This window comes from Streptomyces sp. CAI-85 (assembly GCF_013363615.1).
Taxonomy (GTDB): Bacteria; Actinomycetota; Actinomycetes; order Streptomycetales; family Streptomycetaceae; genus Streptomyces; species Streptomyces antibioticus_B.
Genome location: NZ_JAANNX010000014.1, coordinates 121,416 through 145,304 on the forward strand (window position 1 = coordinate 121,416; position 23,889 = coordinate 145,304).

The 23,889-nt window shown below is 72.5% G+C and carries 19 protein-coding genes; 5 read left to right on the plus strand and 14 right to left on the minus strand.

What is annotated here, in order from left to right:
• Window positions 1–27 precede the first annotated feature (27 nt).
• Window positions 28–5,433, plus strand: coding sequence for a pullulanase-type alpha-1,6-glucosidase (gene pulA / locus G6W55_RS18600; protein WP_175521971.1), 5,406 nt, complete (start codon window positions 28–30; stop codon window positions 5,431–5,433).
• 120 nt (window positions 5,434–5,553) lie between these two features.
• On the plus strand, window positions 5,554–5,916 hold the full coding sequence (locus G6W55_RS18605; protein WP_175521972.1) for a 5-carboxymethyl-2-hydroxymuconate Delta-isomerase: 363 nt from the start codon (window positions 5,554–5,556) through the stop codon (window positions 5,914–5,916).
• Here the strand turns inward: G6W55_RS18605 and G6W55_RS18610 are convergent, their stop codons facing one another.
• Genes G6W55_RS18610 through G6W55_RS18630 form a run of 5 tightly spaced genes read right to left on the minus strand, consistent with a single transcriptional unit; the run spans window position 5,917 to window position 11,131 of the window.
• A complete protein-coding gene (locus tag G6W55_RS18610; RefSeq protein WP_175521973.1) occupies window positions 5,917–6,633 on the minus strand; it encodes a TetR/AcrR family transcriptional regulator in 717 nt (238 codons plus the stop codon).
• 56 nt (window positions 6,634–6,689) lie between these two features.
• On the minus strand, window positions 6,690–7,712 hold the full coding sequence (locus G6W55_RS18615) for a PDR/VanB family oxidoreductase (RefSeq protein ID WP_175521974.1): 1,023 nt from the start codon (window positions 7,710–7,712) through the stop codon (window positions 6,690–6,692).
• On the minus strand, window positions 7,712–8,599 hold the full coding sequence (locus G6W55_RS18620; protein WP_175521975.1) for a metal-dependent hydrolase: 888 nt from the start codon (window positions 8,597–8,599) through the stop codon (window positions 7,712–7,714). Before G6W55_RS18620 ends, G6W55_RS18615 begins: the two co-directional genes overlap by 1 nt.
• A 49-nt stretch (window positions 8,600–8,648) precedes the next feature.
• Window positions 8,649–10,580 (minus strand): hypothetical protein, encoded by a 1,932-nt coding sequence (locus tag G6W55_RS18625; protein WP_175521976.1) that lies wholly within the window; start codon window positions 10,578–10,580, stop codon window positions 8,649–8,651.
• A gap of 50 nt (window positions 10,581–10,630) precedes the next feature.
• A complete protein-coding gene (locus tag G6W55_RS18630) occupies window positions 10,631–11,131 on the minus strand; it encodes a tetratricopeptide repeat protein (protein WP_175521977.1) in 501 nt (166 codons plus the stop codon).
• Window positions 11,132–11,231: 100 nt separating this feature from the next.
• Here G6W55_RS18630 and G6W55_RS18635 point away from each other — a divergent pair, with 100 nt between their 5' ends.
• Window positions 11,232–11,678, plus strand: a complete 447-nt coding sequence (locus tag G6W55_RS18635) for a hypothetical protein (protein ID WP_175521978.1) — start codon at window positions 11,232–11,234, stop codon at window positions 11,676–11,678.
• Between the two features lie 97 nt (window positions 11,679–11,775).
• Here G6W55_RS18635 and G6W55_RS18640 read toward each other — a convergent pair whose 3' ends face one another.
• The 8 genes from G6W55_RS18640 to G6W55_RS18675 form a co-directional block, all read right to left on the minus strand.
• On the minus strand, window positions 11,776–13,386 hold the full coding sequence (locus G6W55_RS18640) for a DUF1996 domain-containing protein (protein WP_175521979.1): 1,611 nt from the start codon (window positions 13,384–13,386) through the stop codon (window positions 11,776–11,778).
• Window positions 13,387–13,557: 171 nt separating this feature from the next.
• Window positions 13,558–14,214, minus strand: a complete 657-nt coding sequence (locus G6W55_RS18645; RefSeq protein WP_030794386.1) for a response regulator transcription factor — start codon at window positions 14,212–14,214, stop codon at window positions 13,558–13,560.
• A complete protein-coding gene (locus G6W55_RS18650; protein ID WP_175521980.1) occupies window positions 14,199–15,494 on the minus strand; it encodes a sensor histidine kinase in 1,296 nt (431 codons plus the stop codon). The genes G6W55_RS18645 and G6W55_RS18650 overlap by 16 nt, the downstream gene beginning before the upstream one ends.
• A gap of 52 nt (window positions 15,495–15,546) precedes the next feature.
• Window positions 15,547–16,599 carry an NAD-dependent epimerase/dehydratase family protein gene (locus G6W55_RS18655; RefSeq protein ID WP_175521981.1) on the minus strand — a complete coding sequence of 351 codons (1,053 nt, stop codon included), beginning with the start codon at window positions 16,597–16,599 and terminating at the stop codon, window positions 15,547–15,549.
• A 77-nt stretch (window positions 16,600–16,676) separates the two neighbouring features.
• Entirely contained in the window at window positions 16,677–17,249 is a 573-nt protein-coding gene (locus G6W55_RS18660; protein WP_175521982.1) for a winged helix-turn-helix domain-containing protein, read from the minus strand.
• 371 nt (window positions 17,250–17,620) lie between these two features.
• Window positions 17,621–18,652 carry a glutamine synthetase gene (gene glnII / locus G6W55_RS18665; RefSeq protein WP_175521983.1) on the minus strand — a complete coding sequence of 344 codons (1,032 nt, stop codon included), beginning with the start codon at window positions 18,650–18,652 and terminating at the stop codon, window positions 17,621–17,623.
• A gap of 472 nt (window positions 18,653–19,124) precedes the next feature.
• Window positions 19,125–19,856 (minus strand): hypothetical protein, encoded by a 732-nt coding sequence (locus tag G6W55_RS18670; protein WP_175521984.1) that lies wholly within the window; start codon window positions 19,854–19,856, stop codon window positions 19,125–19,127.
• 152 nt (window positions 19,857–20,008) lie between these two features.
• Window positions 20,009–20,368, minus strand: a complete 360-nt coding sequence (locus G6W55_RS18675; RefSeq protein ID WP_175521985.1) for an arsenate reductase family protein — start codon at window positions 20,366–20,368, stop codon at window positions 20,009–20,011.
• 143 nt (window positions 20,369–20,511) lie between these two features.
• Between G6W55_RS18675 and G6W55_RS18680 the strand changes: the two genes are divergently transcribed.
• Entirely contained in the window at window positions 20,512–20,826 is a 315-nt protein-coding gene (locus G6W55_RS18680; RefSeq protein ID WP_078636907.1) for a hypothetical protein, read from the plus strand.
• 210 nt (window positions 20,827–21,036) lie between these two features.
• Here G6W55_RS18680 and G6W55_RS18685 read toward each other — a convergent pair whose 3' ends face one another.
• Window positions 21,037–22,239 (minus strand): winged helix DNA-binding domain-containing protein, encoded by a 1,203-nt coding sequence (locus G6W55_RS18685; protein WP_175521986.1) that lies wholly within the window; start codon window positions 22,237–22,239, stop codon window positions 21,037–21,039.
• Between the two features lie 277 nt (window positions 22,240–22,516).
• Between G6W55_RS18685 and G6W55_RS18690 the strand changes: the two genes are divergently transcribed.
• Window positions 22,517–23,866: a DUF2252 domain-containing protein gene (locus tag G6W55_RS18690; RefSeq protein WP_175521987.1), complete on the plus strand. Its 1,350-nt coding sequence runs from the start codon at window positions 22,517–22,519 to the stop codon at window positions 23,864–23,866.
• The last annotated feature ends 23 nt before the right edge of the window (window positions 23,867–23,889 follow it).

A 23,889-nucleotide genomic window follows, 5' to 3' on the forward strand; every position in this document is an offset into this window, starting at 1 on the left:
AGCCGTAATCGCAAGGAGTTCACGCCTGTGATACCGAGATGGGCGGCGCCCTCGACGCGCCGCCGCAGCGCTCATGCCGGACGGGTCGCGACCGTCACCGTCGCCGCGCTCGCCGCGGCCCTCGTCCAGCCCCTGGCCGCGGACGCCGCCGCGCCGCCACCGGCGCCGTCGGACGCCAAGCTGGCCGCCGCGCCCGCCCGGCACGACGCCACCCGCGAGCAGTTCTACTTCGTCCTGCCGGACCGTTTCGCCAACGGCGACCGGCGCAACGACCGCGGCGGCCTGACCGGCTCCCGGCTCAGCACCGGCTACGACCCCACCGACAAGGGCTTCTACCAGGGCGGCGACCTCAAGGGTCTGACCCAGCGCCTCGACTACATCAAGGGCCTGGGCACCACCGCCATCTGGATGGCCCCGATCTTCAAGAACCGGCCGGTCCAGGGCACGGGCGACAACGCGTCGGCCGGCTACCACGGCTACTGGATCACCGACTTCACCCAGGTCGACCCGCACTTCGGCACCAACAAGGACCTGGAGACCCTCATCTCCAAGGCCCACGCCAAGGGCATGAAGGTCTTCTTCGACGTCATCACCAACCACACCGCCGACGTCGTCGACTACCAGGAGAAGTCCTACGACTACCTCTCCAAGGGCGCCTTCCCCTATCTGACCAAGAACGGCGAGCCCTTCGACGACGCCGACTACGCGGCCGGCGCGAAGCGCTTCCCCGCCGTCGACACCGACTCCTTCCCGCGCACGCCCACGACCACCGCGCGGTCCAAGGTGCCCTCCTGGCTCAACGACCCGACGATGTACCACAACCGCGGCGACTCCACCTTCGCCGGCGAGAGCAGCGAGCAGGGCGACTTCTCCGGCCTGGACGACCTGTGGACCGAGCGTCCCGAGGTCGTCACCGGGATGGAGAAGATCTACCAGCGCTGGGTGCGCGACTTCGACATCGACGGCTTCCGCATCGACACCGTCAAGCACGTCGACATGGCGTTCTGGACCCAGTGGGCCACCGCCCTCGACGCCTACGCGGCGAAGCGGGGCCGTGACGACTTCTTCATGTTCGGCGAGGTCTACTCCGCCGACACCGCCGTCACCTCCCCGTACGTCACCCAGGGCCGCCTCGACGCCACCCTCGACTTCCCCTTCCAGGAGGCGGCCCGCCAGTACGCCTCCCAGGGCGGCAGCGCCCAGACGCTGTCCCGGGTCTTCGGCGACGACTACAAGTACACGACCGACAAGGCCAACGCGTACGAGCAGGTCACCTTCCTCGGCAACCACGACATGGGCCGCATCGGGTACTTCCTGAACCAGGACAACCCGAAGGCCACCGACGCCGAACTCCTCGCCAAGGACAAGCTCGCCAACGAGCTGATGTTCCTCAACCGCGGCAACCCGGTCGTCTACTACGGCGACGAGCAGGGCTTCACCGGCTCCGGCGGCGACAAGGACGCCCGCCAGACCCTGTTCGCCTCCCGCACCGCCGACTACCTCGACGACGACCAGATCGGCACCGACCGCACCCACGCCCGCGACGCCTACGACACGAGCGCCCCGCTCTACCGGCAGATCAGCGCCCTGGCGGGGCTCCGCAAGGCCAACCCGGCGCTCGCCGACGGCATCCAGACCGAGCGCTACGCGGCCGACGGCGCCGGCATCTACGCCGTGTCCCGCACCGACGCGAAGACCGGCACCGAGTACGTCGTCGCCTTCAACAACGCCGGCACCGCCAAGACCGCGACCTTCGCGGCCGGTTCGGCCGGCCTGACCTACCGGGGCATCTACGGCACCGACGCCTCCCTGAAGAGCGGCGCCGACAAGAAGCTCACCGTCACCGTCCCGGCCGGCTCCTCCGTCGTCCTCAAGGCCGCCGCCAAGCCCGCCAAGCCCGCCACCAAGCCGGCGATCGCTCTCAAGGCCCCGGCCGCCGGCGCCACCGGCACCGTCGAGATCGGCGCCGACGTCTCCGGCGGCGGCCTCAACCGCGTGGTCTTCGCCGCGCAGGTCGGCAACGGCACGTGGAAGACGCTCGGCTCCGCCGACCACGCCCCCTACAAGGTCACCCAGACCGTCGGCGAGGACGTACCGGCCGGCACCGCTCTGCGCTACAAGGCGGTCGTGATCGACTCCGCCGGCCGCACCGCGAGCGCCCTCGCCTCGTCCACCACCGGCACCCCGCCCGCCGAGGAGGTCCCCACCGCCTCCTCGCGCGACTACGCGGTCGTCCACTACCAGCGCACCGACGGCGACTACGACGACTGGGGCCTGTACGCCTGGGGCGACATCGCCGACGGCGAGGCCACGAACTGGCCGGACAGCCACCCCTTCACCGGCCGGGACGCCTACGGCGCCTTCGCCTACGTCAAGCTCAAGCCCGGCGCCTCCTCCGTCGGCTTCCTCGTCATCGACAAGGACGGCAACAAGGACGTCTCCGCCGACCGCGCGATCGACGTGACCCGCACCGGCGAGATCTGGATCGAGCAGGGCGAGGCCGACGTCCGCACCGAGCGGCCCGACTATCCCGCGCAGGACAAGACCAAGGCCGTCCTGCACTACCACCGCGCCGACGGCGACTACGACGGCTGGGGCCTGCACACCTGGACCGGCGCCGCCCAGCCCACCGACTGGTCCAGCCCGCTGAAGCCCGTGCGGACCGACGCCTACGGCGCCGTCTTCGAGGTGCCGCTCGCCGAGGGCGCCACCAGCCTCAGCTACATCGTCCACAAGGGCGACGAGAAGGACCTCCCGAGCGACCAGTCGCTGGACCTGCGGGCCGACGGCAACGAGGTGTGGATGCTCGGCGGCCAGGAGAAGTACCTGCTGCCGCAGCCCGCCGGCTCCGCCGCCGCCCTCGACCTGACCACCTCCAAGGCGGTCTGGATCGACCGGAACACCGTCGCCTGGAACGGCTCCGACGCCGCCGCCTCCACCCAGCTCGTCTACAGCAAGGCCGGCTCGATCGCCGTCGACAACGGCGCGCTCACCGGCAAGGACCAGCGCTGGCTGCGCCTGTCCAAGACCACGCTCAGTGACGCCCAGAAGGCGAAGTTCCCGCACCTGAAGGGCTACACCGCCTGGTCCGTCGACCCGCGGGACCGCGACCGCGTCCGCGAGGCGCTCGGCGGCCAGCTCGTCGCCTCCCAGCGCGCCGCCAACGGCGCCGTCCTCGCGGCGACCGGCGTCCAGATCGCCGGCGTCCTGGACGACCTGTACGCCCGCGCCGCCAAGGCGGACCTCGGGCCCACGTTCAGCAAGGGCCGTCCCACGCTGTCCGTCTGGGCGCCGACCGCGCAGAACGTCGCCCTGGAGCTGGGCGGCCTCACGGTGCGGATGAAGCGCGACGACGCCACCGGCGTCTGGTCCGTCACCGGCCCCGCCTCCTGGAAGGGCAAGTCCTACCGGTACGTCGTCACGGTCTGGGCGCCCAGCGTCCGCAAGGTCGTCACCAACAAGGTCACCGACCCCTACTCGGTCGCCCTGACCACCGACTCCGAGCGCAGCCTCGTCGTCGACCTCGCCGACAGGTCGCTGGCCCCGAAGGGCTGGACGTCGTACACCAAGCCCAAGGCCGTGCCGCTCAAGGACGCCCAGATCCAGGAGCTGCACGTCCGGGACTTCTCGGTCGCCGACCCGACCACCCCGAAGGGCGACCGGGGCACCTACCTGGCGTTCACCGACAAGAAGAGCGCCGGCTCCACCCATCTGCGGGACCTGGCCAAGGCCGGCACCTCCTACGTGCACCTGCTGCCGGTCTTCGACATCGCCACCATCCCCGAGCGCGAGGCCGACCGGACGACCCCCGACTGCGACCTCGCCTCCTACCCGGCCGACTCCGACAAGCAGCAGGAGTGCGTGGCGGCGGCCGCCGCCAAGGACGCCTACAACTGGGGCTACGACCCGTACCACTACACGGTCCCGGAGGGCTCCTACGCCACCGACCCGAACGGCACCCGCCGCACGGTCGAGTTCCGCCAGATGGTCAAGGCGCTGAACAACGACGGCCTGCGGGTCGTCATGGACGTCGTCTACAACCACACGGCGGCCGCCGGCCAGGCCGACACCAGCGTCCTGGACCGGATCGTCCCCGGCTACTACCAGCGGCTCCTGGCCGACGGCTCGGTCGCCAACAGCACTTGCTGCGCCAACACCGCGACCGAGAACGCGATGATGGGCAAGCTGGTCGTCGACTCGGTCGTCACCTGGGCCAAGGAGTACAAGGTCGACGGCTTCCGCTTCGACCTGATGGGCCACCACCCCAAGGCCAACATCGTGGCGGTCCGCAAGGCCCTGGACGCGCTGACCGTGGCCAAGGACGGCGTGGACGGCAAGAAGATCATCCTGTACGGCGAGGGCTGGAACTTCGGCGAGGTCGCCGACGACGCCCGCTTCACGCAGGCCACCCAGAAGAACATGGCCGGCACCGGCGTCGCCACCTTCTCCGACCGCGCCCGTGACGCGGTCCGCGGCGGCGGCCCCTTCGACTCCGACCCCGGCGTCCAGGGCTTCGCCTCCGGCCTCTACACCGACCCCAACACCTCGACGGAGAACGGCACTCCGGCCGAGCAGAAGTCCCGGCTGCTGCACTACCAGGACCTCATCAAGGTCGGACTCTCCGGCAACCTGGCCGGCTACCGCTTCACCGACACCGACGGCAAGGAGGTCACCGGCGCCCAGGTCGACTACAACGGCCAGCCCGCCGGATACGCGGCGGTCCCGGGCGACGCCCTCGCCTACGCCGACGCGCACGACAACGAGGCCCTGTTCGACGCCCTCGCCTTCAAGCTGCCGAAGGACACCTCGGCCGCCGACCGGGCGCGGATGCAGGTCCTCGCGATGGCCACGGCCGCCCTCTCGCAGGGCCCGGCGCTCTCCCAGGCGGGCAGCGACCTGCTGCGCTCCAAGTCGCTGGACCGCAACTCCTACGACAGCGGCGACTGGTTCAACGCCATCCACTGGAACTGCGCGGCCGGCAACGGCTTCGGCGCCGGTCTCCCGCCGGCCGCCGACAACGCCGACAAGTGGCCGTACGCCAAGCCCTTGCTGACCACCGTGAAGGTGGGCTGCCCGCAGATCACCGGGGCCTCCGCCGCCTACCAGGATCTGCTCAGGATCCGTACGACGGAGTCGGCGTTCTCGCTCGGCACGGCCGCGCGGGTGCAGTCGGCGCTCTCCTTCCCGCTGTCGGGCAAGGACGAGACCCCCGGCGTGATCACCATGCGCCTCGGTGACCTGGTCGTCGTGTTCAACGCGACGCCCGACGCGCAGCGCCAGCGCGTGGCCGCCGCGGCCGGCACCGGCTACCGACTGCACCCGGTGCAGGCGGCGGGCACGGACGCCACCGTCAAGTCCGCCTCCTACGAGCGGGCGTCGGGCACCTTCGACGTGCCGGCCCGTACGGTCGCGGTGTTCTCCCGGACCTCCTGACAGGGGCCGGACGATGAAGGGGGCGGTCCCGTTCGGGGCCGCCCCCTTCACCTGTTTTCCCTGCCGGTGGCGAGCGTGCCTAAGGTGAAGTCCCCGGACCACCCCCGACAGGAGTTCCCCATGCCGCAGATCACCGTCGACCACTCGGCCGGGCTGGGCGCCGCCCTCGACCGGGTCGCCTTCGCACGGGCGCTGCACACCGCCGTCGTCGAGATCGCGGCCGCCAAGCCGGAAGCCTGCAAGACCCTGTTCCGCGCGGCCGACCTCACGGCGTACGGCTACGAGGACCCCGAGGAGGGCCGGCACGCGATCGTGCACGTCACCGTCGGACTGCTCGCCGGCCGCAGCGACGAGACCAAGGAGAAGCTCGTCGACGCCGTCCTGGAACTGCTGCGCACACAGGTGGAGGACGACGGGACCGTGCTGCACGCCTCCGCCGAGATCCGTGATCTCGACCCGTCCTACCGCAAGTTCGAGCGCTGATCAGGACACCAGCGCGATGAGCCGGGCCGCCAGGTCCCCGAACGGCCCGCCGGCCGGCTCACCGTCGAGCACGGGCCGCAGCAGCGCCCGGGTCTCGGTGTCGTAGGCGGCGCTCACCGCCATCAGCGCGGCGAAGTCCCGCACGAGCTGCGCCTCCAGCTCCTCGCGCGGGATGCGCCGCCCGTCCAGCCAGATCAGCGCCGTCGACTCGGCGAGCGAGATCCACGAGCGCACCACCAGATCGAGCCGGGCCGGCGGGTCGGCGATCCCGAGGTGGGACAGGATCTGCTCGTAGGCGGCCTGACGCACCGAGTCGATGAGGGCGTTGGTGGTCGAGACATGGCTCATCGAGTCGACCCCGCCGACCGAGACGGCCGGCCCGCCGCGCATCAGCGCGGAGAAGCCGGGGCCGTGCCCCTCGACGAAGTCGAAGTAGCGGCTCATAACCCGCAGCAGCCGGGCGCCCAGCGGCCCTTCGTGCGGCTCCACGAACCGGCTCGCGAGGTCCTCCGAGGCGCGTTTCAACGCGGCCTCGTACAGGCTGATCTTGCCGGGGAAGTAGTGGTAGACGAGGGGCCGCGAGATACCGGCGGCCGCCGCTATCTCGTCGATGGAGACCTCGTCGGGCGAGCGCTGGGCGAACAGTTCGAGGGCGACGCCGATCAACTGCTGCCGCCGCTCCTCGACTCCCATTCTGCGGCGAACCCCGGTTGTCATACGAACACCTTACCGATCGATTCAGGCCGCGATCGGCCCGGACCGGCCAGGGGCGTTCACATGTCGAGCACCAGCCGCTCGGTGTGTGCCCGCGACACACAGATGAGCATCGAGTCGGCCCGTTCGTCGTCCGTCAACAGCTCGTCGCGGTGGTCCACTTCGCCCTCGATGACCCGCTGCTGACAGGTCCCGCAGAAACCCTGCTCGCAGGAGTAGAGGGTGCCCGGCAGCTCGGCACGGACCGCCGACAGCACCGACGAGTCCGCCGGGACCGTCACCACCCGCCCGGTACGCCGCAGTTCGACCTCGAAGGCGCCACCGGCCGCCGCCCGCGCCCCGAACCGCTCGATCCGCACGGCCGGGAACCGCTCGGCCACCGCCGCCATCAGCCCCTCGGGACCGCAGCAGTACACCGCCGTCCCCTCGGGCAGCTCCCCAGGCAGCGCGCCGGAGTCCGGCCGCCCCTCCACCACGGTCACCCGCTCCCCGCCGAGCGCCTCGACCTCCGCCAGGAACGGCATCGAGGCGCGCGTCCGCCCGGCGTACACCAGCCGCCAGTCGGCGCCCTCGGGCAGCGCCCGCAGCATCGGCAGGATCGGCGTGATCCCGATGCCGCCCGCGACGAACAGATACGACGGCGCGGCGACCAGCGGGAACCGGTTCCGCGGTCCGCGCACCTCGACCTCCGTGCCCTCCCGCACCTCCTCGTGCACCTCCCGCGAACCGCCCCGCCCGTCCGCCACCAGCCGGGCCGCGATCGTGTACGACCCGGAGTCCGCCGGATCCCCGCACAGCGAGTACTGCCGCACCAGCCCCGACGGCAGCACCACGTCGATGTGCGCCCCTGGCTCCCAGCGCGGCAGATCCCGCCCTTCGAGCCGCAGCCGTACGACCCCGTCGGCCGGCGTCTCGCGCGCCGCCACCCGCAGCCGCAGCGCCCGCGAACGGGGCCGCCCGGACACCGGCTCCTCCAGCGCCGGCAGCGGCCACAGCGGCGAGCCCTCGATCCGGCGCCGCAGCGCCCGCCGCACCAGCCAGGCCGCACCGGCGACGGCCACCACGGTCATCGGCTTCGGCATCACCGGGCCTCCTTCTCGGCCACCTCGGCGGCCAGCGCGGCGGGCGAGGACGCCAGATACGCCACCGCCTGCTCCGTGGAACCCTCCTGCGAGGGGTGGTAGTCCCGGCTCAGATAGCGCGGGACGGACTTCAGCAGCGCGCCGGTCGCGGGCAGCGTGCCCCGCCGGCCCCGGAGGTAGAAGTCACGGAAGCGCGCCTTGCCGTCGACCAGCGTGGGGTCGTTCGCCATGAAGAAGCGCGCCCCGCGCTGCCACAGGAAGAGCAGCGCCCCGAACGCGACGGCCCAGGTGCGCACCCGGCGCCGGTAGTCGCCGTCGAGATGCATGAACAGGTCGAAGGCGACCGAGCGGTGCTCGACCTCCTCCGCGCCGTGCCAGCGCAGCAGGTCCAGCATGGTCGGATCGGCGCCCCGGCGGTCCAGCTCACCGGCGTTGAGCACCCAGTCGCCCAGGAAGGCGGTGTAGTGCTCGATGGCCGCGATCAGCGCCACCCGCTCCTTCAGCCACCAGCGCCGCGCCCGCCCCGGCGGCAGCGTGCGGTCACCGAGCAGCTTCTCGAAGAGCCAGTCGACCTGCGCGGTGTACGGCGTCGGATCGAGCCCCTGCTCCTTGAGGTGCGGTAGCACCTCGTCATGGGCCTGGGAGTGCATGGCCTCCTGGCCGATGAACCCGATGACGTCCTCGCGCAGCCGCTCGTCCCGGACGAACGGCAGCACCTGCCGGTAGACGTGCACGAACCAGCGCTCGCCGGCCGGCAGCAGCAGATGCAGCACGTTGATGGTGTGCGTGGTGAACGGATCACCGGGGACCCAGTGCAGCGGGGTGCCGTCCCAGGAGAAGGACACCTTGCGGGCCTTGAGCGGTATCCGGTCCTGCTTGTTAGACATGCTGTCAATGTACTGATGGGTAAGCCCGTGGTGAAGCCCTGTGCACGGATCAGCCGAGACCGTCGATCTCGGTACCGTCCGCCAGGGTCCCCTTCAGGCTCGCCTCGGCGCCCTGCTCGGCCTTCACGGTCAGCAGACTGCCGTCCGCCGAGCCGCTCACCCCGCCGCTCGCCCGCACCGACCGGGTCCCGCGGTCACCGGCGGCCAGCAGGTACCAGGTGCCGCCCTGCGACTTCCACAGCACCCCGGCGAGCACATGCGGAGCGCGCGGACCGCAGGCCGGCACGTCCCCGGCCTTCGCCACGGCCGCCCCGAACAGCCCGCCCGGCGTACGGAACTGGGCCAGCACCCTGCTGCCGTCGCCCCGCCAGGTCTCCGCCCGGGTGCACACCCAGGAGGCCGCCCCGCTGCCGTCGGGCAGCGACTGCCGCGCGTACGCCCAGGCGTTGACCGTCCGCACGCCCTGCCCGCGCACATCGGCCAGCGAACAGGCGAACGGCGCCCAGGTGTTCAGCGCCTCGGCGCCCGTCGCGCGCTTCGTGGAGGACGGCTTGCCGGTGGTGAGCCGGGCCGGGACGAGTTCCCCGAGGTCGGTCAGGAGCTGGCTGCCGTCGGCGTCGGTGACCTGGAGGACGTTCCACGTCGTGCAGGTGCCGGTGCGGGTGGCGGGGCTGGCCAGCGGCGAGGTGATGCCGTCGGTCAGCGTCAGGTCCATCACCCCGGCGCCCGGCTTGGACAGGTCCCGCTCACCGGCCGAGGTGACCCAGGGCGCGGTGAGATAGCGGACGTTGCCGTCGGCCCGGCCCAGGACCAGCGCCCCCGACTCGGCGCGGGTCGCGCCGTCGACCCGGGCGAAGTCCAGCGCCGCCCCGGCCGTGCCGTCCTTCGGCTCGGCGTAGCGGGCGATGCGCAGACCGTCGTAGAGGATCACCACGCGCGCGGTGTCGACCTCGCCCGCGTACAGCAGATGGGGCGGGCCCGCGGGGCCGCCGGACGGGGTGTCGGGGGTCGCGGAGACCCGGACCGTCCCGCCCGGACGGGCCCAGACGGCGAGGGCGCGGCGCAGCAGCGCGCTGTCGCGGGTGAGGGCGCCGCGGGCGGGCCAGACGGAGAAGTCGAGCCGGGCGGAGGTCTTCCAGGCGGAGGGCGAGACCTTGATCAGCCGGGCGGGGTCCAGCGCGGCCTCGGCGGCCGGGTTCTGCGCGTACGCCGGGGCCGCCGCGCCGTCGGGACCCCAGCCGTCGCCGGGCAGCGCGACCAGGGCGCCGCACACGGCGAGCGCGGCCGCGGCGGCGAGCGCGGCCCTGATGTGCCGGCGGCGGCGCATCAGATCGGTGGGCCGGGCCTGGAGCGTGCAGGCGTCGAACTCGGGGGAGTCGAGGAGCGGATACCGGGCGGCCGGGACCGAATCGGCCTCGTTCAGCGCGGCGCCGGCGTTCTTGACGCCGGCCTCGGTCAGCACCTTGCGGATCTCGCCGTCGGACAGCTTCTCCAGGCCGCGCAGCACATAGGCGGCCCGGGCCGGTCCGGCCAGGGCGGACAGGCGCTGGTCCAGGGCGAGTTCCTCGGCGCCGCCCGGCCGCGGGAACAGCCGCAGACCCCACACCTGGGGGAGCAGCGGCGGCAGTTGGGCCCGCTTGGGCCAGGCCGTGGGCCGCAGCGGGCGGCCCGCCTCCAGCGCCGAACGGACCACCTGGAGACGGACGTAGGCGTACCCGGGGTCGCCGTCGCGGCCGGTGGACTGGGCCGGGATGACCGGGGCGGAGGCGCGGCCGCGGGGCAGGGCGCGCTGGGCGAGGGCGTGTGCGGTCAGGACGCGGCGGCCCCGGCCGAGCCCGGGCGGAAGCACCAGGTAGGCGAGGCGGACGAGGCGCGGGTAGTGCTCGACGAGCGCGGCCTCGGCCTGCTCGACGTCGACGATCCGGCCGGCGGCGGGACCGTGGGCGGGGCGCGGGCGCTGGGCGACATCCTGTGGCTGCACGTCCAGCGCAACGAGCCGGACGGTGGATGGTCACCCGCCGGCCGGGTGAATCACCCCGCCGGGTGGGTCAGCGCGCGGGCGTAGTTGGCCATCGACCGCTGATAGCGCGGCAGATGCGGCGCCAGCGCGCCGAGCACCAGCGCCAGCCCCTCGCGGTCCCGGCCCAGGCTGGACAGGCACAGCGCCAGGACGGCGCGTACGGCGTCGTCGAGTTCGTCGGACGGGCCGTCCAGCTCCGGGGTGAGCAGGGCGACGCCCTCCTCGGCCCGGCCGGTGTTGCGCAGCGAGCTGGCGAGCTGGATCCGCGCCCGCCGGCCCCGGTACCCGGCGAGGCCCCGGTCCAGGGCCTCCCGGTACAGCGGGACGGCCCGGTCGGAGTGGCCGGTGGAGTCCCAGGCGCAGGCCCGCTCGAAGGGGCCCAGCGGGCTGTCCGGCGGGAGTTCGGCGACGAGCGCGTCGACGACGGCCCGGAAGTCGGCCGCCCGCTCCCGCGGATACGTCTCGTAGCTCGCCCAGGCGGCGGTCACGCGGTCTTCCCAGTCGTCGTTCACCGGGCCACCTTCGCACGGGTGCGCGGGCGGGGGCACCGGTATTTTGAGCGGACCGCGCCCGGGAGCCGTATCCAGGACGAGGCTCTCGCAGGGAGGACAGATGAAGGTGACCCGACCGATGCTCGTGGCGGCGGCCGCCGTGGCGGCGCTGGCGCTGACCGGTTGCGGCGGCTCCGACGGGGGTTCGAAGCAGAAAGCGGTGCCCGAGACGGCGACCGGCAGCCTGGAGCACCTGGCCGCCGAGGTGAAGTGCACCCCGAACATGCAGACCGACGCGGACGAGATCCGCCAGGCCATCTGCAAGAACGCGGACGGCAAGTTCATCCTGGCGACCTTCGCCACCGACCGCGGCCAGCGCGAGTGGATCAACGGCGCCAAGGACTACGGCGGCCACTACCTGGTCGGCCGCAAGTGGGTGGCCGTCGGCGAGACCAGCACGGTGACGGCGCTGCGCGAGACGCTCGGCGGCGACATCGAGGAGGGCATCGACCACTCGGGACACGGGGCGGGCGGCTCGGCCGGGGGCGCCACGCACTCGGGGCACTGAGCGGCCCCCCCGGGGTCTCCACGGTGTCTTGACGACGAAGAGGCCGGCGGTGAGGAATCCTCACCGCCGGCCTCCTTTCGTGGGGCCGGTCAGGCCGTCACTGGCAGCGCCTGCCGGAGTTGATGCAGTTGACCAGCTTGTTCATCGTGTTCGTGGAGAAGAAGTTGATGAAGTCGTTGTGGTCGGTGATCGGCTTGTGCAGGTTCTCCGGGAACGAGTCGACCGCGTAGGGGTTCACGACCGTGCCGTTCTGGATCCTGGGGGCCGGGACGTTGTAGACCAGCCGGACCTGGAGCTGGGGGATCGCCTTGAAGCCGTTGGCGCAGGTGCCGTCCGCCTGGACGAACGCCACGTGCGTACGGTGGTTGGCGCTGTCGATGTTCTGACCGTCCCAGCAGCTCTGGAAGTTGGTCGTGCGCACCACCTGGCTGCCGCGCGGGCAGATCGGGTACTTGTCCTTGAGCTGCACCTTGTTCTCGAAGCCGGTGCAGCTCCAGTTCACGTTGGCGTTGGCGTTGCCGTTGACGAACGCCTTGGCGTCACCGGTGATGATGCGCAGCGCGGTCGGCATCGCGACGACGGGGCCGCGCTTGTTGCCGACGAACTTGAGCTGGGCCTGCGCCGGCTGGAGGATCTTGCCGACGTTGCCCTCCTTGCCGCCGCCGTCGTTGTTCTGGTCGAAGTCCTGCGTGCCGTTCTGGAGACGCAGCACCGGCCAGAAGTACGACGACTTGTCGCCCTGGTTCTGGCACGAGGTCTGGGCCCCGGCCAGCTCCTGGTCGCTGGCGAACGCGTCGTTGTTCTGGTTGCCGACGTAGTCGTGCAGGTGGTGGGCACCGTTGGTGACACCGGGGGCCACGATCACGTTGTCCGTGTTGTGGTTGTCGTTGCCGTTGGTGCCGCACTTCGTGGTGAAGGTGCCGCGCGAACCGCCGTTGCCGTTGGCCGCGAGACCGTTGGCGCCGACGCCGAGCTGGGCATTGCCCTGGACCTTGGTGATGTCCACGAAGTCCGCCGCTACGGGGCCGTTGCCGCCCTGACCGCCGCCGCCCTGCTGGCCGCCGTTGTTCTGACCGCCGTTGTTCTGGCCGCCGCCCTGCTGGCCGCCGTTCTGCTGCTGGCCGCCGTTGTTGTTCTGCTGGCCACCGTTGTTCTGGCCGCCATTGTTGTTCTGCTGACCGCCGTTGTTCTGCTGGCCGCCGTTGTTGTTGTTCTGGCCGCCCGCGTTGGTCTGGTTGGCCGGGGTGGCGGTGCAGTTGATCAGGGAGTCCAGGTTCTGGGGCGTGGTGCCACCGGCCCGGCCGACCTCCAGCCTGATGCGGTCGAAGATGACCTTCCGCCGCTGCTGGAGCGGCACGAGGATGCTGTTCTGGACGAAGCTCGCATCCCTGGCCTGGGCGTCCCGGGTGGTGGCGAGACGCTGGTACGCCTCGGTGATCTGGCTGTCGAGATTGGCCAGTTCACCCCCGACCTCGTCGCGGGCCTGCCTCGGCACATTGGTCAGCTTCTGCCCCACGTCCGGGCAGGAGATGGTGGCGACCCAGCCCGCCGAGGCGGCCTTCGTCGCGTTCTGTCCCGACCTCGACTCGTGCGCCGAGGCGTAGAAGTTCGCCCAGATCAGCCCGCCCCCACCGAGCGCTAGGGCCGCCGATGCTGCCACGGCCTTGGTGGCCATCGACGAACGGCGTTTACGTGTGTTGCGTCCCATGGAACTCCTCTGACTTCCTTGCGGGGCAGCATCGAGGCGCCCGACAGGAGTGAAGCTGCCCCCTCCCATACGTACGTCGCGTCACAGGCGTTCAGCGGACTCAGGAATTGATGAGAGACCCGTACGACAAAACAACCCCAACATCCCCACACTTCACGTGAGTTGGGGCGGTCACCGATCGCGGTCCAGATAGGCCAGCACCGCCAGTACCCTGCGGTTGTCGTCGTCGGAGACCTCCAAACCCAGCTTCACGAAAATATTCGCGGTGTGTTTGGCGACGGCCCGCTCGGTGACGACCAGTTTGCCGGCGATCGCGGTGTTCGACCGGCCTTGCGCCATCAGTTCGAGCACCTCCCGCTCCCGCGGTGTGAGGCGGCTCACAGGGCTCTGTTCGTCGCCGGAGCGCCGCGCCAGCAACTGCTGGATCACCTGGGGGTCCATCGCCGTCCCGCCCGCCGCGACCCGCCGTACGGCGTCCACGAACTGCTCCGCGTCGAACACCCGGTCCTTCAGCAGATAGCCGACGCCGCCGCTGCCGTCGGCCAGCAACTCCCGTGCGTACAACTGCTCGACGTGCTGGGAGAGGACCAGCACCGGCAGGCCGGGCCGGGCGCGGCGGGCCTTCAGCGCGCACTGGAGGCCCTCGTCGGTGTGCGTGGGCGGGAGCCGGACGTCCACCACGGCGACGTCCGGCTCCAGTTCGGCGAGCGCCCGCTCCAGCTCGGGCCCGCTCTCCACGGCGGCGGCGATCTCGAAGTCGTACGCCTCCAGGAGCCGCACCAGCCCGTCCCGCAGCAGGAACAGGTCTTCGGCTAGGACAACACGCAAGGAATCTCCATGGTCACCATGGTGGGGCCGCCCACCGGGGAGCTGACGGCCAGGACGCCGTCGAATGTACCCAGCCGCCGTTCGATCCCGGCCAGCCCCGAGCCGGCCCCGACCGCCGCGCCGCCCCGGCCGTCGTCGGTGACCGAGATCCGCAGCAGCCCGTCCGTGTGGTGCAGATCGGCCCAGATCCGGCCGGCGCCGGAGTGCTTGACCGCGTTGGTGAGGATCTCGCTCACCGCGAAGTAGGCGGCCGACTCCACGGGGGCCTCGGCCCGGCCCGGCAGATCCACCGCGACCTCGGCCGGCACCGGCAGCCGCAGCGCCAGCGCCCGGACCGCGTCGCCCAGGCCGCGTTCGGCCAGCACCGGGGGGTGGATCCCGCGCACCAGGTCCCGCAGTTCGGCGAGCGCCTCGGCGGAGGCCCGGCGGGTCTGCGCGAGCAGCAGCTTGGCGCGCTCCGGGTCCTTGTCGACCAGCGCCTCGACCGTGCCGAGATCCATGCCCATCGCCACCAGCCGGGCCTGCGCACCGTCGTGCAGATCCCTTTCGATACGGCGCAGTTCGGCGGCCGAGGTGTCCACGGCGTCCCGCCGCGTCTCCGTCAGTACCCGTACGCGCTCGGCGAGTTCACCTTCGGGCGAGGCCAACAGGGCGCGGGTGAGGCGGAAGTGGAGGAGCAGCAGCGCCGGGGTGAGCCGGTAGGCGGCGACCAGCAGCACCGCGGCGGTCGCACCGGCGCCCAGCGCGGTCGGCTGGTCGCTGACCGGCACGAAGCCGTACCAGTACGTCCCGTCGCCGGCCAGTTCCCGCCACAGCCCGGCCGCCACCGCGAACCCCTCCACCGGGTAGAGCAGCAGCACGGCCGGCAGCAGCGCGGTCACGAACCCCGCCGTCATGTCCACCGGCAGCCAGCGCACGTCCCGCCAGGTCTGCGGGTCGCGGAGCAGCTCGACGGTGCGCCTCCAGGGCCGGGCGCCCGGCGTCGGAGGCCGGTACACCACCGGTATCCGCACCCCGCACCACTCCTCGGCGAGCCGCCGGCGGGTGGCGGCGAGGGTGCGCACCAGGGCGAGCACGGCCGGGGTGGTGACGAGCCCGATCCCGAGCGGGATCAACGCCAGGGAGAGCAGGGTCAGTACGAGGCCCAGTACGGCGAACGGCAGGACGACCAGCGCCAGCACCAGCCCCCGTACGGCGGCGAGCACGACGGCCCGGGTCCGTGAACCGCCGCCGTCCTCGATGGTCCCCGGCCCGGTCGTGTCGGTCGTCTCGGTGTTCATGCCGTCAGTCTGGCCGACCGGCGGCGGCCGGGCACTGGCCCGAACCCCCCGGTCAGGGGGTGGTGTCAGATACACCCCCGGACCCGCCGCCGACGCCGTGGGTGGCGGCCAGCACCCGCGCCTCCACCTGCGGGTCCAGCCCCTTGACCGTACGGTCCGGGCGCTGCGGGGCGACCCCGCCGAGGGACTCCAGCCAGCGCCAGGTGTCGGCGACGGTCTCCTCGACCGGACGGCAGGACAGCCCCGCCGCCACGGCCCGCGACACGTCGGCCGAGTGCAGCGCGTCGTGCAGATCGCTGCCCGGCGGCACCCAGGCCGGGAGCTGGGTCCACGGCTCGATGCCCGCGTCCAGGACGATCTTCGGCTCGGTCCAGCGCAGTTCGGCCCCGGCGGCCGTGTCCGCGCCGGTGGCCCGCACGCACGCCTCCAGCAACTCGCCCATGGTGGCGTGCCCTTGGGGGCTGATCAGATTGAACGGCCCGCTCACCTCGCGCTCCACCGCGCCGAGGATCCACTCGGCGAGGTCACGGGCGTCGATGTACTGGAGGGGCAGGTCGCGCGGGCCGGGGGCGAGCACCGGGCCGCCGCGGGCGATCCGGTTCAGCCACCAGGGCAGCCGGCCGACGTTCTCGTACGGGCCGAGGATCAGCCCGGCCCGTACGAGCACGGAGTGCTCCGCGCCGAACACGTCGACGGCGGCCAGTTCGCCGCCCCGCTTGTCGCGGGCGTAGTCGGTCGCGTCGGCGTCCGGCGCCGCGCCCTCGACCAGGGGCGCGTCCTCGGTGTACCCGGCGGGCGGGGCCCAGGCGTACACCGAGCAGCTCGACACGTACACGTACCGGCGGGCGCGGCCCCGCAGCAGCCGCGCCGCCTCGTGCACCGCGCGGGGCGCGGACGACCAGGTGTCCACGACCGCGTCCCACTCGGCCCCCGGAGGCAGGTCGATGCCCTCGGGCGCGGTCCGGTCGCCGATCAGGGTCCGGGTTCCGGGGACGGGTGCGTGCCGTCCCCGGTTGAGGACCGTGACGTCCCAGCCACGCCCGAGGGCCGCCTCGACGACGGCCCGTCCCACGAACTCCGTACCGCCCAGCACCAGAAGTCTCATGCCGGTGACTCTGCCCGGCCGGGCCGCGGAAGGGAACCGTGCTCTGCCCAGGGCAGAGCCGGGGGCCGTCCTGGGGGTCAGCGCCCGGTCGGCGGGGTGTACTTGTAGCCGACCCGGCGGACCGTCTGGATCGTCCGGCGGTGCTCCGCGCCCAGCTTGCGGCGCAGCCGGGCGACATGGACGTCGACCGTACGGCCGTCGCCGACATGGCCGTAGCCCCACACGGTGGTCACGAGCTGGTCGCGGGTGTGCACCCGGTTGGGGTGCGCCACCAGATGCGCGAGCAGCTCGAACTCCAGGTAGGTCAGGTCGAGTTCACGGCCGTCGACGGCGGCGGTGCGCTGCACGGTGTCGATCCGCACCAGCGGGTCGGCCGCGCCCGTGCCGGGCCGGTCCGGCACGGCCACCGGCAGGAACGGCGGCTGCTGGTCGGCGGGGACCAGCACCAGGTAGCCGATCATCGGCGGCTGGCCGGGCAGGGTGGGCAGGGTGTGCTGCGGTGCGGGCAGCCAGGTGGCGCCCGGCGGCAGGAAGTCCGCGACGTCCACGACCTCGTCCCGGTCGACGGCACGCAGTCGGTGCCGGGCGGGAGCGGTCGGGGCGGGGGCGGATGCCAGGGGAGCGGAGGAGAGAGAACGGGTGGTCGCCATGAGAGGTCAGCTCTTTCGCGCGAGAAAGTTCGTCGGAGAGGACGACGGCCGCGATTCGTGGTCGGGCTCGCCGAGGGACGTACGTCGTGCGCGCTGGCCGAAGGCCGGGGTGTACGGCTTTAGAGGGCCCGCGCGTTCCTCACGCGGCAACACACCCGGTCGAAATCGTGGTGCTGACGGGAAGGCCAGAACGGCTCGAGGTCGTGGCGACCCGTCGCGGTGTCCTTCTGGAAGCTGGCCATACCCTTATTGAAGCAGACACCCGCCCGTGACAGGACCCTCCTCTCACAGCTTGGACGAATCCTTGCGGAGGAACGCCGAAGGGGCGCCCGCCGATTCGGCGGACGCCCCCTGGGGAGGTGTGGAGCGGGTCAGACCTGGCCGGCCTTCTCCAGGGCGGCGCAGCAGGTGTCGACCAGGAGGCGGGTGACCACGTACGGGTCGACGTTGGCGTTGGGGCGGCGGTCCTCGATGTAGCCCTTGCCGTCCTTCTCGACCTGCCACGGGATACGGACCGAGGCACCGCGGTCGGAGACGCCGTAGGAGTACTCGTTCCACGGGGCGGTCTCGTGCAGGCCCGTCAGACGGTCGTCGATGCCGGCGCCGTAGTTCTTGACGTGGTCGAGCGGCTTGGAGCCTTCACCGAGCGACTCGGCGGCGGTGATGATCGCGTCGTAGCCCTCGCGCATCGCCTTGGTGGAGAAGTTGGTGTGCGCGCCGGCGCCGTTCCAGTCGCCCTTGACCGGCTTGGGGTCGAGAGTGGCGGAGACGCCGAACTCCTCGGCCGTGCGGTAGAGCAGCCAGCGGGCCACCCAGAGCTGGTCGGAGACCTCCAGCGGGGCGAGCGGGCCGACCTGGAACTCCCACTGGCCGGGCATGACCTCGGCGTTGATGCCGGAGATGCCGAGACCGGCGGTCAGGCAGTTCTCCAGGTGGGCCTCGACGACCTCACGGCCGAAGATCTCGTCGGCGCCGACACCGCAGTAGTAGCCGCCCTGCGGGGCCGGGAAGCCGCCCTTGGGGAAGCCCAGCGGGTAGCCGTCCTGGAAGAAGGTGTACTCCTGCTCGATGCCGAAGATCGGCTCCTGGGCGCCGTAGCGCGCCTCGACCTCGGCCAGCGCGGCGCGGGTGTTGGACTCGTGCGGCGTCATGTCGATGTCGAGGACCTCGCACAGGACGAGGATGTCGTCGCCGCCGCGGATCGGGTCGGGGCAGGTGAAGACCGGCTTGAGGACACGGTCCGAGGAGTGGCCCTCGGCCTGGTTCGTGGAGGACCCGTCGAAGCCCCAGATCGGCAGCGCGTCCAGACCGACGGGCTCACCCGTGATGATCTTGGTCTTGGAGCGGAGCTTGGCGGTCGGCTGGGTGCCGTCGATCCAGATGTACTCAGCCTTGAAGGTCACGGGCCACTTCCTTCGGGGTGTCTCTGACGCACTTGCGGGTGCTGCGGCGCTGCGGCACTGGGGCGCCGCCTTGTCTGCCCGGCAGACTGCCAACAGGCGATTTCCCGGTCATTGCTCGAATGTGAACCCCGTGTTACCTGGTGGTTCTGTGGTGCGCGTCACCGTGTGAGGGGTGCCGGGAGGCACCGGCGGGGCCGGTCCTTCACCGTTCGCGCGAGCACACTCGGCGCGGCCGACGGCTCGTATGCGATGGGAATACGGGGCCCGGACCTCGGACCCCGGGCCTCGGGGGAGCGGTGCGGGGCGGGCACGCCGTCTGTTCCTCCTCGACCCCGGCTGTGCGGTCCTGTCGTGCTGTGGTCCGCCGGGTTCGAGACAGCGTGTCCGCCCCGCACATGCGGGCCCCGCCGCTCGTGGCCGCGAGCGGCGGGACCCTGTTCTCATCGTTCTCGTCGGCCGCCGGGGCCGGCGATCACCCCACCTTCTCGATCACGGCCCGGCGGATCAGGAACTTGCCGGGCTCGCGGACCTGCTCGAAGGCGGCGTTGTTGAGCAGCACGCAACTGCCCGACACCGAGGTCACCTCGACGGTCGTGGACTTGTTGTTGTCCAGGTTGGTGACCTTCAGCTTCGTCCCCGCCGGGAACTGGTTGCTGGAGGCCGCCGGGGCGCCGCCCTCGCCGGAGAGCGTGACGGTCGAGCCGTTGCAGACCTGCTGGCCGGCGGCGGCACCGCCACCGTTGCCGGCGTTCCCGGCACCCGCGTCGTTGCCTGCGTCACCGGCACCGGCGTTGCCCGCACCGGCCTCACCGGCGCCGTTACCGGCGTTGCCGGCCCCCGCGCCGTTGCCGCCGTTGCCCGCGGGGGCCTCCGGCTGTGCCGCCTGGGAGCCCTGAGCCGACTCCCCAACGACGCACCCGGACGCCTTCTGCTGGACCTTGATCTGCGCGATGACGGCCTCGCGGTTGGCGATCCGCGCCTCCGACTGGGCGTCCGGAGCGGCCCGCTGGCCCTCGATGAACTTCTCGTTGTTGCCGAGGGCGGTGGCCAGCCCCTGACAGACGCTCGACTCGGCGGCCGTCTGCGCCGGCTGCGCGGCGTTCGAGGTGGTCGCCATGACAAACGCGCCGCCTCCCGCCACCGTCGCGGCACTCACCAGCAGGGCGAGCTTCTTCTTGGTGCTGAGGGTTCTCCTGCGCGACATCCGCGCCTCCTGAGCGGTAGGGAGCGTACGCCGGTATGTACGAGATACCGAACCGAGTTACTCAGCGGACACACAAGTCGGCTGTGGTGGCGTGCGTCACACGGCAACTCGGCGCCGGAGAAAGGCCGTTGGCCACGGTGAATGACGGTCGGCTACCGCGACAACGCGTCCCGTACGGCCTCGTCGGTGCGGGCGACGACCGCCGTGCCGTCGTCCGCGGTGATGATCGGACGCTGGATGAGCTTGGGGTGCGCGGCGAGCGCGGCGATCCACCGGTCGCGCGAACCGGCGTCCCGCGCCCACTCCTTGAGCCCCAGTTCCTTGGCGTCGGCCTCGCCGGTGCGGGTGATGTCCCACGGCTCCAGCCCGAGCCGGCCGAGCACGGCCCTGATCTCGTCCTCGCTCGGCACGTCCTCCAGATAGCGCCGGACCGTGTAGTCGGCCCCCTCCGCGTCGAGAAGGGTGAGGGCGCTGCGGCACTTGGAACAGGCGGGGTTGATCCAGATCTCCATGCGCCCCACGGTAGCGTCCGAAGGCGCCGAATGCCCTTGTGGCCAGGGGCTTTTGTCAGTGGGGGACGGTAGAATAGAAGCAGTGTTCGAGGGTTCCGCCGGACGTTCCGGACCGGGACCTTGACCGCGACAGGAGGATGCCCGTGCCCGCTGCCGCACTCCGTTCGAAGCCGCTGCCGACCCAGTCCACCGCGAACCACCCCGTCCAGCTCGACCTGCCGTACGTGCCCGTCGCCAAGCGGCCGCTGCCGCCCGGCCGGCCGCGTGAGTGGTACGCCACGCACAACCGCCGCCTCAAGGCGATGCGGCTCGCGATCGCCCTGCTCGACCTGGGCGTCTACCTGCCCGACCAGGCCCGCAACGAGAAGATCCGCAGCACGGCGGAACTGATCGGCATCCACCCGCCGTCGGACACGACGTGCCACATGGTGCGGGCCCTGATGCGGTACTCCCGCTGACCCGCCCCGCCGGACGGCCGCCCCGCCAGGGGGCGCCGTCCGGCGGTGCGGCCCGCTTCCGGCGGTGCGGCCCGCTTCCGGCGGTGCGGCCCGCTTCCGGCGGTGCGGCCCGCTTCCGGCGGTGCGGCCCGCTTCCGGCGGTGCGGCCCGCTTCCGGCGGTGCGGCCCGCTTCCGGCGGTGCGGCCCAGGGTGCCTGGCCGACCCTCACCTCACCGGCCCAACTCCTTCTCCACCGGTGTCCGGAACCGTGGTGTCACCCGGGTCGTCCCGAGCCACGCCGTCAGGCGTTCCGCCTCCGCCGTGATCGCCGCCTCCGCGTCCCGGCCGACGCCGTTCGCACCGCCGGTCCCCGCCCCCGTCAGGATCCGCCAGACGATCTCGCCGTCCGGGCGCTGTGCCCAGCCGCCGACGATGCGGCCGTCCCACCACACCGTCGGGCCGATGTTGCCGCTGTAGTCGAACAGGGCCGGCCGCAGCTCCGGGTCCAGATACCAGTCACGGCCCTGCCAGCCCATCGCCGTCGGATCGAGCGCCGGCAGCAGCGCGGCCCACGGCTCCTGAGGGCCCGTCACCGGATCGGCGTCCTCCGCGAGGACGTACCCCGTGCCCTCGTCCAGCGACACGGCCCGCGCCCCGATCGCCGCCAGCGCCCGCCGTACGTCCGTGACCCGCCACCCCGTCCACCACTTGAGGTCCGCCTCCGTGGCCGGTCCGCACGCCGCGAGCCAGCGGCGCAGCAGCTCCGACTGGGCCTCGGCCGGGGGCAGTTCGGGATGCTCCGGGGCCAGGGCCCAGCGGAACTGGCTCGACGTCCAGGAACCCAGCGGGCGCCCCCGGACCACCTTCCCCTCCACGCCCAGCACCCGCAGCAGCCGCGTCCCCACGGTGTGGACCCCCTCGTACGGCTTCCCGGCCGCGTACACGAACCGCTCCCGCAGCCGCGGCTCCGCCTCCGCCAGCTCGGACGCCGTGGCCTGGCCCAGCCGGCCCAGCGCCGCCAGCGCGCTCTCCTCCGTTTCCTTGAGCCACACCGCGTCCGGCGCGCCCGCCTTCGCCATGTCCTTGACCAGCGAGGCCCGCTCGCGCGCGGCGACGGTCAGCCCGGTCGAGGCGTGCACCACCGCCGTCAGCCCGGCCGGGAACGCGAAGACGGTGTGCCGCATGCCGTGCATCCGCACCAGCGTGCGGTCCCCGTACAGCGCGCGGTCGGTCTCCGCGACGGTGCCCGCCGCGTCCGTCAGCCGGGCCCCCACCGCCAGATACACCGCCGCCGGGTCGCTGCCGTGCAGCGCGACCAGCGCGTCCGCCACCTCCTCGGGCGTCCCGGCCCGCGCCGCCGGGGCCAGCCGGTGCCGCAGCCCCAGCCGCGCCCGCCGCTCGTCCCCGCCGATGTACCGCACCGTGTCACCCATCCCGGCCTCCACCCGCCGTCCCCTGCCTGCCTTCGCCCGCGCTCCCTTCCGATATTCCCCGACGCCACTGACAACGGGACCGCCCGCGGACCGTCCGCGTCACCCGTTCGCCGTATCCGGCATGCACACCACCCCCCGGGCGCACTTCACTGCCAACAGGAGGCGGTGCGACGGAGGGAGGACACGTGCAGCAACGACTCGTACAGCAACGACTCGTGCGGGGACGACGCACGCGAGCACGGCACACGCAGGCACGCCGCGTGCAGGGGCACCCCCGATGACCACCCCCGCGGAGCGGGCCCGGCGAGGCCGGGACGCGCGTGGGCGCATGCCCCGCTCCGGGCACGGACGCTGGCTGCCGTCCGTCGACCGGCCCGACCCCGTCGCCGTACTGGAGCGGCAGGGGCGCGACCGGCTGTCCGAGCTGCTGCCCGTCCGGTACGGCCGGATGACCTCGTCGCCGTCCGCCTTCCTGCGCGGCTCCGCCGCCGTGATGGCCGCCGACCTGGCCGCCCGCCCGCACACCGGGCTGACCGTGCAGCTCTGCGGCGACGCCCACCTGCTCAACTTCGGCCTCTACGGCGCGCACTCCACCACCCGCCGCACCCCGCACTTCGACCTCACCAACTTCGACGAGACCTTCCCCGGCCCCTTCGAGTGGGACGTCAAACGGCTCGCCGTCTCCGTCGCCGTAGCCGCCCGCGCGAACGGCCACCCGGAACCCAAGGTGCGCCGCGCCGCCCTGGAGGCCGTCACCGCCTACCGCACCGCCATCCGCAGACTCGCGGGGCTCGGCGAACTGGCGGTCTGGTACGACAGCGTCGACGCCGAACGCCTGCTCCCGCTGCTCCGCTCCGCGCACCGCCGGCACCGCACCGGGGCGAGCCTCGCCCGGGCCCGCCGCCGCACCAGCCTCCCGGCGCTCGGCAAGCTCGCGGAGGTCGTCGACGGACGGCACCGCATCATCCAGGACCCGCCGCTCCTCCAGGCCGCCGGAGCCTCCGACAGCGCCGCGCTGCGCAAGATCTTCAGCGACTACCGCTCCACCCTCCCCGAAGAACGCCGGCTGCTCCTCGACCGCTACCGGTTCGTCGACGCGGCCCGCAAGGTCGTCGGCGTCGGCAGTGTCGGCCTGCGCTGCTTCGTCGTCCTGCTCGCCGGGCGCGACGCCGACGACCCGCTGTTCCTCCAGCTCAAGGAGGCCCGTACGTCCGTCCTGGAGGAGCATCTGCCGACCGGCCCATACACCCACCCCGGGCACCGGGTCGTCGCGGGCCAGCGTCTGCTCCAGGCGGCCGGGGACATCTTCCTGGGCTGGACGACCGGGCCGCAGGGGCGCGCCTACTACTGGCGCCAGCTCCGGGACGTCCAGGGCGCGGCGGACGTCGACGGCATGGACCCCGCCGACCTGCGCGCCTACGCCCGGCTGTGCGGCACCGCCCTGGCCCGCGCGCACGCCCGCTCCGGCGACCGGTTCGCCCTCGCCGGGTACCTCGGGCGCGCGGACACCTTCGACCGGGCCGTCGCCGAGTTCGCCCTCGCCTACGCCGACCAGAACGCCGCCGACCACGGCACCCTGAGGGCGGCGGTAGCGGCGGGGGTGGTCACGGCGTCGCCCGACGTCTGACACCCGCGGCCGGCCCCGGCGCC